The sequence below is a fragment of the Aliivibrio fischeri genome (genome assembly GCA_038993745.2).
GTDB classification, from domain to species: Bacteria; Pseudomonadota; Gammaproteobacteria; order Enterobacterales; family Vibrionaceae; genus Aliivibrio; species Aliivibrio fischeri_B.
On record CP160629.1, the window covers coordinates 1,274,431 to 1,289,825 of the forward strand.

11 protein-coding genes are annotated in these 15,395 nt (G+C 38.4%); 7 read left to right on the forward strand and 4 right to left on the reverse strand.

The window, feature by feature from the left end; genetic code table 11:
• The first annotated feature begins 67 nt into the window (after positions 1-67).
• Positions 68-547, forward strand: coding sequence for a DUF1456 family protein (locus tag AAFX60_006180; protein XDF78706.1), 480 nt, complete (start codon positions 68-70; stop codon positions 545-547).
• A gap of 72 nt (positions 548-619) precedes the next feature.
• On the opposite strand, the gene AAFX60_006185 is transcribed toward AAFX60_006180, so the two are convergent.
• Together AAFX60_006185 and AAFX60_006190 are read right to left on the reverse strand one after the other, a co-directional pair.
• The gene (locus AAFX60_006185) at positions 620-1,132 is read right to left on the reverse strand and encodes a hypothetical protein (GenBank protein ID XDF78707.1); all 513 of its coding nucleotides are present in this window, start codon (positions 1,130-1,132) and stop codon (positions 620-622) included.
• A 113-nt stretch (positions 1,133-1,245) separates the two neighbouring features.
• Entirely contained in the window at positions 1,246-2,529 is a 1,284-nt protein-coding gene (locus tag AAFX60_006190; protein ID XDF78708.1) for a dicarboxylate/amino acid:cation symporter, read from the reverse strand.
• 429 nt (positions 2,530-2,958) lie between these two features.
• Between AAFX60_006190 and AAFX60_006195 the strand changes: the two genes are divergently transcribed.
• The 3 genes from AAFX60_006195 (at position 2,959) to AAFX60_006205 (ending at position 6,745) form a co-directional block, all read left to right on the forward strand.
• Positions 2,959-4,368 carry an amidohydrolase gene (locus AAFX60_006195; GenBank protein ID XDF78709.1) on the forward strand — a complete coding sequence of 470 codons (1,410 nt, stop codon included), beginning with the start codon at positions 2,959-2,961 and terminating at the stop codon, positions 4,366-4,368.
• Positions 4,369-4,480: 112 nt separating this feature from the next.
• Entirely contained in the window at positions 4,481-6,019 is a 1,539-nt protein-coding gene (locus tag AAFX60_006200; protein ID XDF78710.1) for a L,D-transpeptidase family protein, read from the forward strand.
• A 174-nt stretch (positions 6,020-6,193) separates the two neighbouring features.
• On the forward strand, positions 6,194-6,745 hold the full coding sequence (locus AAFX60_006205) for a YcbK family protein (protein XDF78711.1): 552 nt from the start codon (positions 6,194-6,196) through the stop codon (positions 6,743-6,745).
• A 92-nt stretch (positions 6,746-6,837) separates the two neighbouring features.
• Here the strand turns inward: AAFX60_006205 and asnS are convergent, their stop codons facing one another.
• The gene (gene asnS, locus AAFX60_006210) at positions 6,838-8,238 is read right to left on the reverse strand and encodes an asparagine--tRNA ligase (GenBank protein XDF78898.1); all 1,401 of its coding nucleotides are present in this window, start codon (positions 8,236-8,238) and stop codon (positions 6,838-6,840) included.
• 266 nt (positions 8,239-8,504) lie between these two features.
• On the opposite strand from asnS, the gene queD reads away from it, so the two are divergent.
• Entirely contained in the window at positions 8,505-8,867 is a 363-nt protein-coding gene (queD, locus tag AAFX60_006215) for a 6-carboxytetrahydropterin synthase QueD (protein ID XDF78712.1), read from the forward strand.
• Positions 8,868-9,270: 403 nt separating this feature from the next.
• Here queD and AAFX60_006220 read toward each other — a convergent pair whose 3' ends face one another.
• Positions 9,271-10,287, reverse strand: coding sequence for an endonuclease/exonuclease/phosphatase family protein (locus tag AAFX60_006220; protein XDF78713.1), 1,017 nt, complete (start codon positions 10,285-10,287; stop codon positions 9,271-9,273).
• 180 nt (positions 10,288-10,467) lie between these two features.
• Between AAFX60_006220 and sbcD the strand changes: the two genes are divergently transcribed.
• Both sbcD and AAFX60_006230 read left to right on the forward strand, forming a co-directional pair.
• Positions 10,468-11,712, forward strand: coding sequence for an exonuclease subunit SbcD (gene sbcD, locus AAFX60_006225; protein ID XDF78714.1), 1,245 nt, complete (start codon positions 10,468-10,470; stop codon positions 11,710-11,712).
• Positions 11,709-15,389, forward strand: a complete 3,681-nt coding sequence (locus AAFX60_006230; GenBank protein ID XDF78715.1) for an AAA family ATPase — start codon at positions 11,709-11,711, stop codon at positions 15,387-15,389. The genes sbcD and AAFX60_006230 overlap by 4 nt, the downstream gene beginning before the upstream one ends.
• Positions 15,390-15,395: the final 6 nt, after the last annotated feature.

Genomic DNA, 15,395 nt, shown 5'->3' on the forward strand with positions numbered 1-15,395 from the left:
CTTTTACCAAAGATGATTACAAGTTATAGTCTGCACCTAATTTAAATTAATACATTTAGGATCTACCTTGACTAATAACGACATTCTACGACGCATTCGCTACACATTCGATTTCAACGATTCAAAAATGATTGCATTGTTTGCTGCAGCTGATCTGAAAGTAACTCGTGAAGAAGTATGTAACTGGTTGAAAGCTGATGACGATAAAGATTACAAAAGCTGTCAAGATGTACAATTAGCAACGTTCTTAAATGGTTTAATTAACGATAAACGTGGTAAGCGTGAAGGCGAACAACCAAAGCCTGAAGAAAAGTTAACAAACAATATTATTCTGAAGAAACTACAAATTGCTTTGAACCTTAAAGCTGATGAGGTTTTAGATCTTCTAAAATTAGTTAACTTCCGTTTAAGCAAGCATGAGTTAAGTGCTTTCTTCCGTAAACCAGATCATAAACATTACCGTGTGTGTAAAGATCAAGTATTACGTAACTTCTTACAAGCTGTACAACAAAACTTACGTGGCGAATCAACAGAAGAAGCTAAGTAATTCGTATAAGCTCTCTATTTAATAGAGAATGAATAAAAAAACCACTGAATAATCAGTGGTTTTTTTGTAGAGTTAAAAGCTCCATTGCATACTCATCACGATAATTCCGGGTAAGATGAACCCCGCTTCAACGCCAAAATAGTCTGTTAAATTATATTGAGCGGCGTGATATATGTAAGGGGCAAATCCAACACCAAATTTTTCTTTGGATGTTTTATAAATACCGCCATCGCCACAATCATCGAATGCATCAAAGAAAAACTCACCGGCATAAGAATAAATCCCTTTGATCACGACTTTATCGTTAACTTGATACCAATCTTTACGTACACCAATAAGCATACAGCGGTTAGCTTGGCTATTTAAAAAAGTACCAACCATTAAACTGTAATCAGATTCTTCGCTAAATTTACGTTCGATAGAAAAATACTGATTTCCAAAGTACTGGTGTGAATCAGGATCGTATGGCACTAAATGATACAAGAAAGAACCGGTATTCATTGAGTAAAGTGATAGAGATTCTGCACTTGTTCTGAAAGGAATAAGAGAAAGTAACAGAATAAATGTAAATAAATGAGGGTTCATAAATATAAAATGTTAAATAAAAAGGCGATTCATTATAATTGCTTTGCTCATAAATAAAAAGGGAGAGCCGTGATTGCTCTCCCATTATCGTTACTTAAGTGACTAAATTATAATTAATTTCTCATTGTTTGAGCGAATGTTGCCCCATCTTCAACTTCTGTTTCTGCGATTTCGCCTTCTGATTTTGCAACAATGGTATTTACTGCGGTATCACCAACCACATTTGATGAAGTACAGAACATATCGTTAATACGGTCAACGGCAGCAACAATTGCTAATCCTTCTGGTGGAAGTCCTAATTGGTGCAAGATAACACCAACCATAACAACGCCACCGCCAGGAACACCACCAGCACCAATAGAAAGTAATAGGATGGTAAAGCCAAGAGTGAATAAGTCAGCTGAATTAATCGGTTGTCCAAATGCATTTGCTACAAAGATAGCAGCAAGTGCGATATAGATTGATACGCCAGACATGTTCATTGTTGCACCTAAAGGAACACCAAAGCCTGCTACTGATTTAGATACGTTCAGTTTCTCTGTAAGAGTACGCATCGTTACAGGGATAGTTGCATTTGAACTTGCTGTTGATAGCGAAAATAGAATTTGTTCACGAACGGCACGTAAAAATGTTTTTGGCGAAATACCTGTAGTTAGACCTACCATTATTGGGTAGAAAACAAAAATCCAGAATACAAGCATAGCGATAACAAGAGCAACATAACTAGCCACTGACATTAGTGTATTTGCATCTAAAGTAGCGCCTAATTGAATCATAAGCGCAAAAACACCATAAGGGGCAAGACTCATTACTAAGCTAATTAGCTTCATCATGATTTCATTCGCAACTTTAAAGGTCTTAATTGCAGGGCCGCCACGGTGGTCAAGTGCCTGAATAGCTAGGCCAGTTAGAATTGCCATAAAGATGATTTGCAGCATATCGCCACTTGCAAACGCTTGAATAGGGTTGCTTGGTACAATATTCGTTATTAGAGAAAAGATATCAGGTGTTTCTGTTGCTTTTAATTCAACCGTACCTGCAGCAATCGTTCCTGCTAAATTTGCGTCAGCGCCTGGCGCAAATATCATACCTACTGTTAATGCAGCAGCAATCGCAATGATGGTGTTAATAAGGTAAAGAGCAAAAGTTTTACCACCAAGGCGACCAAAAGAGGCAATGTCTTTTAATTCAACGATGCCACAAACTATCGAAACATAAACAAGAGGAACAACAAGAAGTTTAATTAGAGAGACAAACATCCCACCAACGCCTTCGGCAGCTCCTAATATAAATGAATCAAAAAAAGCAATGCCATTAAACATATATTGAATAGCAGTACCTATTAATAGGCCTGCGAATAAACCTATAAAAATTTTACTGGAAAGTGACTTTTTCATAATTTTCCTTTACTCCGGATATTGTGTTCACTAATACGTGATTTCTATAACGTTTCTCTATTGACTGAGAATTCAACAGGATGTTTACATATTGTTAATATATTTAAAAGAAAAAAATAACGTCTGATTTTTAAGAGAGAGAAGTTTAGTTTTGTATGCTTATTGAGCAAATAAACAATAAGAAATAAGAAAACCAATTACTTATAAGAAGTGTTTTGATATAGCTTTACGTTATAAAAGGACTTTTGAATGGTAAAATTAACTCTCATTTATGTGTTGTATGTCACGTAAATGTGACATCTTGCTGCGAGTGAATTCAAGATTTAAAGGAAACTGTGATGTGTGCCATATCAATTAATCACAATGATCTTGATATAAAAACAATAACGTATACCATTCCTGTCAATTTTATTAATAACGAGTTGACCCATGTATTTACGAAAATCGCTAGTCGCTGCAGCCGTTGCAGCAAGCTCATTATTTTCTTTTTCTGCTGTTTCTGCACAACAAGCAGACTTAATGATCACTGACGCAACAGTACTGACAATGAACGCTGCAAAAGACGTTTATGAAAATGGTGTTGTTGTGATTAAAGGCAATAAAATTTTAGCGGTAGGTACAGAGGAACTTGCTAAAAAATACTCAGCGAAGACCACATTAGATGTGGATGGCGATATTGTACTGCCAGGCTTAATTAACACCCATACGCATGCTTCAATGACGGTTTTCCGATCATTAGGTGATGACGTTCCTGACCGTTTACACCGTTATATATTCCCTCTAGAAAAGAAATTAGTGTCACGTGATATGGTCCGTATTGGTGCTAATTTGGGTAACGTTGAAATGGTAAAAGGTGGGGTGACCACTTATGCTGATATGTACTATTTTGAAGATGAAGTTGCAAAAACAGTCGATAAGATTGGTATGCGTGCAATTTTAGGTGAGAGTGTTATTAAATTCCCTGTCGCTGATGCTGCAAATGCCGATGAGGGTATTCAATACGCTCTAAATTTTATCGAGGAATATAAAGATCACCCTCGTATTACACCAGCGTTTGCTCCTCATGCTCCCTATACAAATACTACTGAAACATTGCAAAAAATTGCCAAGTTATCATTAGAGTTAGATGTTCCTGTTATGATTCATTTGGCAGAATCTCATCGTGAAGAGGAGGTAATTGCTGAGCGTTCTAATGGGATGTCTCCAGTTGAATATATGCACAGTATTGGAGCGCTTAATAAGAACCTGATTGGCGCTCATATGATCTTAATTGATGACAAAGATATTGAGTTAGTAAAAGAAGCGGATATGGGTGTTGCTCACAATATGAGTGCAAACATTAAGTCTGCGAAAGGGGTATCACCAGCTCTGAAAATGTACGACGAGGACGTGCGTATTGGTTTAGGTACAGACGGTCCAATGTCAGGTAATACACTAAGCATTATTGATGAGTTTAACCAAGTAGCGAAAGTTCATAAACTGGTGAATAAAGATCGTGCAGCAATGCCACCGCTAAAAGTCATTGATATGGCGACAATGGGTGCAGCAAAAGCATTACATATGGAAGATAAGATAGGCTCGTTAGAAGTTGGGAAATTAGCAGATATCATTGTGGTAGATACCAAAGCACCAAATATGTTACCAGTTTACAACCCATATTCAGCGTTAGTTTACTCTGCTAACTCAGGGAATGTTCGCCATACAATTGTGGATGGTGAAATTCTGATGAAAGATCGTGAACTATTAACGGTTAATGAAGATGAAATCCGTAAAGAACTTATTGAATTTACAAAGGTTGTTCGTAAAACTGTTATCGATAGCGGTGAAGTTGTTCAATAATCTTTAATAAGAAAACGTTTGTTTAAAGCCAGTTGTTATTCAACTGGCTTTTTTGCTATTTGCGTAATGAAGTCTAAGATCAATATATACCAATCATGTAATAGGTGCTGATATGGGACGATTGATAATTATTCTTTTTGTGCTTTTTTCCTCTTTATGCAAGCCTATTCATGCCGCTTTGATTGATACCTACATAGAGTATTATCAAGAACAACTTTTTTATCCTGAAATAACTCAACGCCTTTATAACGATGATACTTTAAAGTGGAAGTCTCCCTTAGCAAGAAAATACCTTGAGAATCAACTCGCACTTTTGGCATTAGCCCAATTAAATGACTCTGTCACTGCTCGTTACTATCAATTACAAGGAATGGATGGTGTTGAGTACGATATTTTAGCAACCGATACATTAATTTATCTCAGAACCTATCAATCTAGTGTTTCAGCAAAAGGGAAGAAATGGTTTTTTGGTGGGCGAATAGAAGCATCATTACCTAAACCACAACCTGAAACAATCAAAGGAATAACAAAAGCAATTGAAGAACGTGATTTAGTGAGTTTTACTCATGCTTTGCGACCTAGCTCTGATCAATATGAGGAGCTCTATCAGCGTCTATTTCATTATTATCAACCCTATGAAGACAGTGAAAGTGTATTCATTAAAGAGCGCTTGATCAGACCAAACCAACTCACTGATGTGAACGCCATTATTTATCGTTTACAAGTTTCTGGTGAAATTAATCATCAAGAAGCAGACATGTTATTAAGGCAAAGTAATGATCATTATGATTCATCCTTGGTTTTAATCATTAAAGAGTTTCAGAAAAGGCATGGTTTAAAACAAGATGGGATAATCGGCCCTAAAACCTTACATTGGCTCAATATGACAGCGAAAGAGCGTGTACGTATCATGGCATTAAATATTCAGCGTTTGCGCTTATGGGAGAATAAGAACTCGAATTTCGTATTAGTGAATATTCCGTCCTACGAGATGGCTTATTGGCAAGAAGGAGAGTTGGTGTTTACGAGTAAAGTCATTGTTGGTAAACCTGAAAGGCGAACACCTATTTTCACTACTAGGTTAAATGCAATTGTGTTTAATCCTGAATGGAAAGTACCAACAAAAATAATGCGAGAAGATATTTTACCAAAGGCATTAAATAATAAAGATTTTTTACAATCACAAAATTTCGAGATTATTCCTACATGGCTAAGTAAAGAGGTTATCTCTATTGATGATATTGATTGGGAGCAGGTGAATGTAGAGACTTTTCCTTATAAGTTAAAGCAGAAATCAGGTAACACCAATGCACTGGGACGATATAAATTTAATACACCTAATCGAAATGCCATTTATCTGCATGATACGCCATCTCGTTCACTATTTAGTAAGCAGCATAGAGCATACAGTTCAGGATGCATTCGGGTTGAAAAGGCCTCGGAGTTTGCCCAATTGCTTATGAAGGAATCTCACTTCTCAACTCAAGATTATAAGGATTATCATGAGTTACCAGAGACAAGTAAAGTTTCGTTGGATCAGCAGATATCCGTTTATACCATATATCAAACTTCCTGGGTTGGAGAAGATAACCAAGTGCAGTTTAGAAATGATATATACAAATACGATGAATGGAGTAAAAGTCGAAATTGATAAAAATTAGCTGTTTGGATAGTGATAAAAAATCATTTACTGTTCAATAAGTAAGCTAAATTGGGCTCATAAGGCAGATAAAATTAACTGTTTATTATTTGACCAATTGATAATTGGTGTGTATCTTTGCGCTCAGTTACTGATTGATCTATTTATAAGTGAGTCCTTTACTGCATGTCTGAATTTAGTCCATTACGCCGTAAGATCCTTCTTGGTGGCGCAGCTACTGCTGGTTTAAGTTTATTTCCTTCATTCTCTTTTGCTTCACAATTTGCAGAGACGCCTCGTAAGTTAGCTTTGAGCAATTTACACACAGGTGAAGAATTAAAAACAGAATATTTCAATGGACGACAATATCAAAGTGCGGAACTTCATAAGTTAAATCATTTATGCCGAGATTTCCGTCGTAACGAAAGTATTGAGATGGATAAACGTCTATTTGATCAGTTATCAGCGATTCAAAATGTGATTGGTTGTGATACACAAGTTCAAATTATTTCAGGATATCGCTCACCAGCTACAAATGAAATGTTACGTGGGAAGTCTCACGGTGGTGTAGCGAAAAAAAGCTTACATATGCTTGGTAAAGCAATGGATTTTCGTTTAGAAGGGGTTCCATTAGCTGAAGTAAGAAAAGCGGCATTATCATTAAAAGCGGGTGGAGTAGGTTATTACCCGGGTAGCAACTTTGTTCATATCGATACGGGTAGAGTACGTTTTTGGTAATGAATACTTATTGAAAAAATGGCGACCAATGTGGTCGCCATTTTTGTATGCATTACTTGCTAATTAGGTTATCTCAATTGAGATAATACGAATTAGAAGTTAGCTGAACGTGGAGTACGTGGGAACGGGATAACGTCACGAACGTTGCCCATACCAGTTACGTAAGATACTAGACGCTCAAAGCCAAGACCGAAACCAGCATGAGGAACTGTGCCGTAACGACGTAAATCGCGGTACCAGCTCATGTGTTCAGGGTCGATACCCATTTCAATCATACGTGCATCAAGAATGTCTAAACGCTCTTCACGTTGAGAACCACCAATGATCTCACCAATGCCAGGTGCAAGAACATCCATTGCAGCAACTGTCTTACCATCGTCATTTTGACGCATGTAGAATGCTTTGATGTCTTTCGGGTAGTTTTTAACGATAACTGGCGCTTTGAAGTGTTCTTCAGCAAGGTAACGCTCATGCTCAGAAGACATATCGATGCCCCACTCAACATCAAACTCAAAGTCACGACCAGAATCTTTAAGGATTTGGATAGCGTCAGTGTAGTCTACTTGTGCGAAATCAGAGCTTACGAATTGCTCTAGACGAGTGATTGCTTGTTTGTCGATGCGAGAAGCAAAGAACTCAAGGTCATCACGACGCTCAGCAAGAACGGCTTCGAATACATACTTAAGCATGTCTTCAGCTAGTTTAGCTACGTCATCAAGAGTAGCGAAAGCAACTTCAGGCTCAACCATCCAGAATTCAGCTAGGTGGCGGCTTGTGTGTGAGTTTTCAGCACGGAAAGTAGGACCGAATGTGTAAACTTTGCTTAGTGCACAAGCGTAAGTTTCAGCATTAAGTTGACCAGATACTGTTAGGAATGTTTCTTTACCAAAGAAATCTTTGTCGTAATCAACATTGCCTTTGTCATCTAAAGGAAGGTTCGCATGGTCTAAAGTAGAAACACGGAACATTTCACCAGCACCTTCTGCATCAGATGCAGTGATAAGTGGAGCAGACATCCAGAAGTAGCCTTGCTCGTGGTAGAAACGGTGAATCGCTTGAGATAGACAGTTACGAACACGTGCAACCGCACCGATCACGTTAGTACGTGGGCGAAGGTGTGCAACTTCACGTAAATATTCAATTGAGTGACGAGTCTTAGCCATTGGGTAAGTTTCTGCGTCTTCAACCCAACCTACAACTTTAACTTCAGTTGCAGCAAGCTCAAAATCTTGGCCTTTAGCAGGAGAAGCAACGATAGTACCAGTCACTTCAACAGAACAACCTGTTGTTAGTTTAAGCACTTCGTCGTTGTAATTATTTAAGTCATTAGGAACCACGGCCTGAATCGGGTCGAAACAAGAACCGTCATAAACAGCTAGGAAAGAAATACCAGCTTTAGAATCGCGACGCGAACGGATCCAACCGCGAACAGTTACTTCACTGTCAACCGCTAGTTTACCGCTTAATACGTCTGTTACAGGCGCGTAAGTCATGTTAAATACATTCTCCATTGTTGTGCCACATGCACGAATATTTTTATTTCAAGAGTGACATATTACCTTTCTTATAGCTCGCATCAAGTGTTGTTACGCTATAAAGATAAAAATTCAGGATAAGAATCAATTTTCGTTCTAAATTCGTCGAAAAAAACACCAATATGGTGATGTTATATATACTTAAGTGTCACGAGTCTTGTTGTTTAGTAGAGAAGTAGAGTACTATCCCTGCTTCATAATATAGGTAATAGAGATTTTAACTAATGACAACTGAACTATATAAAGACTTCATGTTTGAAGCAGCACACCATTTACCACATGTACCAGAAGGTCATAAATGTGGTCGCCTTCATGGTCACTCTTTTTTAGTTCGTTTGTATGTTGAGGGTGAAGTTGATCCACATACAGGTTGGGTTGTTGATTTTGCAGAAATTAAAGCGGCATTCAAACCAACCTATGATCGTCTTGACCATTACTACCTAAACGACATTAAAGGGTTAGAAAACCCAACAAGTGAAGTATTAGCTAAGTGGATTTGGAATGAAGTAAAACCAAATTTACCACTGTTAAGCAAAATCGAAATTAAAGAAACCTGTACAGCAGGTTGTACTTACCGCGGTGAGTAAGCTCGTATTCTGAGAAATTAAAAAGGCGCCTACAATTAGGCGCCTTTTTTTATATTCACAATTAGGTCTAATAACGTCTAAATTATATAAAGGGTTATAGGTATCAAAATTAGATAATGATTAAAGTTCAGGTGAAGCATATGTCCTGAAATTAAATAAAAAAAGGGGACTCATTGGCTAAATTGGCTAAATTTTGAGTCCCAAACCTGTAACGCCTGTCTACAGCAACACAGAAATTAGTGAGTGGCTTCCAGTCTATTGCAGTCACTATATTCGGCCAACTGTAAAATCGGACAGGTTACGGCACATATTAGTTTTTTCATTATTGTATGAACGCTATTTATAAATCTGAATTAAATTATGTGATTGGTATTAATTAAACATTTAGGGTATTAGACATTTTTTATGCCTGACGTATACGAGCGGTAATGGAAACTAGAGCGTGATCAGTACTGAATTGATCAATATCGAATGTCGGGTTTACAATGTGTTTATCTGTCACCGTGTAGTCAACTACTTCTAAAATATTGCCAGAAAATGAGCTATCAAATTCATTAGAAAGCAGTATGTAATCTAACACAGAGCCTTTTGCGCCGTAGTAATGCGTATAAGTTCGTTCTTCCAATAAATCTATCCCTTTTAATTTTCCATAAAGATCCCAACTGTCTTTTAGTTGAAATTGAGCTAAATAGTCAGAGCTAAACTTATCAAATCGCAATTCATGAGAGAGTAACCCTTTGAATTCATCGTGAAACAAGGGCTTATTAAAATCACCCATGACGACAACAGCTTGGTTTGTTTTTTTGCGTTGCTGAATAATGTGGTTATGTAGAATATTCGCTTCCAACCCTCGTTGAGCGGTAGAAAGCCAAGATCCTAATTGTTCATCATGGAGTTGATTAAGGGAGGAGAGACTCTCTTCATCTATCTCATTATTAACTTCAGCCTCTTTTGGGCGTTGAGATTTAAAATGCACGACATAGCAATCTGTTATACCCAAGTGAGGCAGTTCGATACTGGCATGAACGGGAATACGATTAAATTCAAATTCAATGCCAAATCGTTCAAGTTGTGTTTGTTCAGCTATTACAGGTTGAGCGTTTAATATTGGATAGCGTGAAGCAAAGGCAACAACAGGGGAATTGAAGACATAGCCATCTTCAGATTTTGGTTCATCTACTGTGCAAAAATACGCATACCCCAACTCATTCACTAACGCTTTTAGCGCATTGGGACTGAATACTTCTTGAAAACCAATCACATCAGAGTTTATTTCGGTAATTTTATCTTTAAACCAACCTTGCTTCTTTTGCCATTCATCATGGGTCAATATGTTTTCAAAATCATAGAATGCATTAGGCGGCTCAACAAAGTTGAACATATTGATGGTGGTAAAGGTGAGGCTTTCTGGTGATGACAAAATACGAGGCTCTTTATTTTTATGATGAATATGAAGTGGATATACCTTCAGTGTAAAGGGGTTAGTCCACTCTTGCCAGTGAATAGTTTGATTTTAAAAGCTTATAAAAGTACATAGTTTGTCTTTCAAATGGTATAACTGAGTCATAGTATTCTTCATCTAGCGAACAAGTTGATATATATGCGTATTTTACATACTTCCGATTGGCATTTAGGTCAAAATTTCTTCACAAAAAGTCGTCGTAATGAACATCAACAATTCATTACCTGGTTACTTGAGCAAGTACAAGAAAATGCCATTAATGCCGTCATTATTGCAGGGGATGTGTTTGATACAGGGGCGCCTCCAAGCTATGCCCGCGAAATGTATAACCAATTTGTGGTGGAGATGAACAAAGTAAATTGTGAGTTGATTGTGCTTGGTGGAAACCATGACTCAGTTTCAACATTAAATGAATCTAAACAATTATTGGCTCACTTGAACGCACGAGTGATTGCCAATACCAATGATGATTTATCCACTCAATTATTAACGCTTCCAGACAATGATGGGGGCGTGGGCGCTATTTTATGTGCGGTTCCATTTATTCGCCCGCGTGACGTTGTCACTAGTGTGGCGGGTTCAACGGGTGTAGAAAAGCAACAAGCACTCGGTGAAGCGATTAAACAGCATTATCACCAGCTGTATCAGAAAGCGCTAGAGCTACGAAAAGAATTAAATGTGGAAGCGCCTATTATTGCAACCGGTCATTTAACCGCGCTAGGGGTAAAACAATCGGATTCGGTTCGAGATATTTATATCGGTACACTTGATGGTTTTGCTGCGGATGGTTTCCCGCCGGCGGATTACATCGCATTAGGCCATATACACCGCCCTCAACTTGTCGCTAAATCTGAGCATATTCGCTATTCGGGTTCGCCAATCCCATTAAGTTTTGATGAATTAAAATCTCAAAAACAAGTGGTGATGGTTGAGTTTGATAAGCAAGATGTCACTCAAATTACGCTAATTAATGTGCCTATGTTTCAACAAATGAAGACGTTAAAGGGCGATTTGGAAACCATCGAAAAAGAATTAGCCCAATTTAAAGAGTGTGAAGAAACAACTTGGTTATGTATTGAAGTGGAAGTGCAAGATTATCTTTCCGATCTACAACAACGCATTCAAACATTAACTCAAGATTTGAATGTAGAAGTGTTGCAATTGCGTCGAGCAAGAAATCGCAGTGAACAAACCTTAGCACAAGAAAAAACAGAAACCTTAGCTGAGTTAACGCCTTTTGATGTGTTTACTAAACGTATAGAGCAAGAGACGTTTGAGACAGAAAAAGAGCAGCAACGAGCTGAAAGAATGACAGTGAAATTTAAACAAATTCTGTCAGAAGTAGAACATAAAGATACGGATCCACAAGAAGGTGATGCATGAGAATTTTAAGTCTAAGTTTTTCAAATTTAAACTCATTAAAAGGTGAGTGGAAAATTGATTTCTCAGCATCTCCTTTTGCAGAAAACGGGTTGTTTGCGATTACAGGCCCAACAGGTGCAGGTAAAACGACGATTTTAGATGCGATCTGTTTAGCGCTTTATCATAAAACCCCTCGTCTTGGTGGTATTTCAACATCAAGTAATGAAATCATGACTCGTGGCACGGCGGAATGTTCTGCGGAAGTGGAATTTGAAGTGAAAGGCAAAGCGTACCGTGCGTTTTGGAGTCAGCGTCGTTCACGTGGCAAAGTGGATGGTAATCTACAAGCAGCGACTGTAGAGCTTGCAGAGGTGGATTCTGAAAAAGTATTAGCAACGCAAGTTAAAAAGAAAGATGAGCTAATTAATACCATTACAGGTTTAGATTTCTCTCGTTTTACAAAGTCCATGATGCTCTCTCAAGGTCAATTTGCCGCGTTTTTAAATGCGGATGCGAATGATCGTGCTGGGTTATTGGAAGAGTTAACCGGTACAGAGATTTACGGTCAGATCTCAGAAAAAGTGCATGAGCATTACACCGCATCAAAACAGAAATTGGCAGAACTTAAGGCAAAAGCTGAAGGGGTTGAGCTGCTTTCTGAAGAAGATAAACAAGCGTTAATCGACGAGCAAACCGAACTACAAGCTAACCAAAAACAGCAACAAGTGCAGTTAGTTGAATGGCAGGCGCATGTTGAGTGGTGGAACGCAGAGGTTAAAAACCAGCAGCAATACCAACAAGCGATTGAACATCATCAATTTGCCTTGGATAAAGAAAAACAAGCGAGCGAACAATTACATCGTTTAGCACAAAGTGAACCTGCTGAAAAACTGCGTGCGCCTTATCAGCTGTGGCAAGAAGCACAAGAGCGCTTTGATGAAGTGGTTAAAGAATTGAGTTTAACCGAGGTATCTCATCAACAAAAAACAAGTGATAAATTGACGCTTGAGTCTCATGTTACGCAGCTAAAACAAGTGTTTGATGATATTAAAGTGGAAAGTAAAACATTAGAGGCGTTAATTAATGATTCAGTGCAACCGCTTGATACAAGGATAAGTCAATTAACTCAGCAGTCGCAGGAAAGACAACAGAACATTGCCCACCTAACGACACGCTACGAAGAGAGTCATAAAAAACAACAACACTTAACGGTGACGTTATCTGATGTGACGGAAACATTGGCTCAGTTGACAAGCTATGTTGAGAAACATCAATCCGATGTGCAACTTGAGCGTTATTTAGGTCAGTGGAAGCGTCAAGTTAGTTATATTTCACAGCAAGATAAAGAAGTGAGTGCGTTAAATAGCAAAGTGACATCAGCTAAGGCCACACTAGACGCTTTACTTGCGAATATGACCAAAAAAGAGACGGAACTACACCAAGCTCAAGTTGTTGTTAATACTGAAGTGGATGCGTTAAAAGCTGCGGAGCTTGCATTACAGCAATCACAAGAAAAAGGCACAGAAGCACAACTGGCAGAGCAAGTCGCAGCACTAACTAATCGTCATCAATATCGTGTTGAATTGACTCATGTAAACAATGAGTATTTACGAGCAATAAAAGAGCTACAAACCTTAGAGATGATGCAGAAAACGCAATCTTCAGAGATTCAGACGCTGGAAGCGCAGCGTGCTGAACTAGGTTCGCAGTTTAAGCAACTAGAGCAACAGGTAATTGATTTAACCACATTAATTGAGCAAGAAGGCGAGCTAGCAAAATATCGTGCTGAATTAATGAAAGATCAAGATTGTCCGCTGTGTGGTTCAACACATCATCCATTATTAGAACAGTCTCAATCTCTTGATCTTAATGCCACAATGCAGCGCAAAAAAGAAGCTGAACAAAAGCGAGCAGAGATTGTTGAACAGGGCAAATCGGTACGTGAGCAATTGGATTCACTTAAGGTAAAACAAGAACATTGCCAATCTCAGTGCGTGCAGTTTCAAAATATTGTTAAATCGACTCAGCAGCAGTGGTCTACCTTGTTAGAGGCGACTCAATTAACATTAAATTTGGGCGATACGGATACGATTAATCAGTCGATTGCTGAATGCGAAGCATTGTTAACGGCACTTAATGAACAAGTTAAACAAGTACGCCAAGCGGATGAAAAATACCGAGCGCAGCAAAATCAATTACAACAAGCTCAACATCGTTTTGATACGGTCACTGCTGGATTAGAGTATGACCGTAAATCACATCGAGTAGCAGCACAGTTACAGCTTGATGATTCGGTTAAATTAGAGCAACTGCAACAACATGCTGCTGAGTTGAAACAGCAATTGGTTGCTGAAATTGAGCAAACCGGGTTTAACGCCCCTAAATTGGCGGAAATAGAATCGTGGTTTACGCAAAAAGAACAAGATTTACAGCGTATTCAACAACAGATCTTGGAGCAACAAAGGTTTACTCAGCAGCAACAAAAGCTGCAGAGTGAGCATGGCCATTTATTAGATCAATTGAGTGAGTTAACTAACCAATTAAAAACAGTTCAAGCGGAGAATGTATTACTGACTTCAGATCTAGAACAGCAAAAAGCAAAACGTGTTGAGTTGTTTGGGCTGCAAGAAGTCAAAGTCGCACGTTCTGAAATGGCTGGGAAATTGGGTGATTCTGAGCAACGCTATCAGGTTGAGCAACAAAAGCTGCAAATTCTAGTACAAGAACTCGCGGTTATCGAAGGTAAGGTGACGAGCTTAAAACAAAGTCATGCTAATAATGACAAGTTAACAGCAGAGCGAAGTGGCGTATGGAAAGACGCATTATTGCATAGTCCATTTGAAACACTAGAGTTGTTCAAAGCAGCCTTGATTTCAGAAGAAGAACGTCAACAGTTACTTGATCTGAAAACAGAAATACAACAAGCGATTGAACGAACAAGTGCGTTATTAGACAGTGCAAAACACACGAAGGAACAGCATTATCAAATGCCAAAAGCGACAGAGTGGCAATTAATACCAAAAGATACCGTTGAGAGTGAATTGGCTCAAGTGAAGTCGTTATCTGAAAGCTTGGTGAAACGTGAAGGTGAGATAGCTCAAGCCTTACGTTCAGATGATGAACGCAAAACCAACCAAAAGGCCTTGTTTGAAGCAATAGAAGCGTATCAGTCTGAATACGATGATATTCAATATCTGCATTCATTAATTGGTTCGCAAAAAGGGGATAAATTCCGTAAATTTGCCCAAGGATTAACGTTAGAGAACCTCGTTTATTTAGCCAATAAGCAGTTAACGCGTTTGCATGGTCGCTATGAGCTTAAACGTAAAGCCAGCGATGGATTAGAACTGCAAGTGTTAGATACATGGCAGGGTGATGTGGTTCGTGACACCAAAACCTTATCGGGTGGTGAAAGTTTCTTAGTCAGTTTGGCGTTAGCGTTAGCGCTTTCTGATCTTGTTAGTCACAAAACGAGTATTGATTCGCTGTTCTTAGATGAAGGTTTTGGTACGCTAGATAGCGAAACGCTAGATATGGCGCTTGATGCGTTAGACAATCTAAATGCATCTGGAAAAATGATCGGTGTAATTAGTCATATTGAAGCGATGAAAGAACGTATTCCAGTTCAAATAAAAGTCACCAAACGTAGCGGATTAGGCGTGAGTGAGCTAGAAAAACAATATAAAAAAGTCAGTTAATTTTGC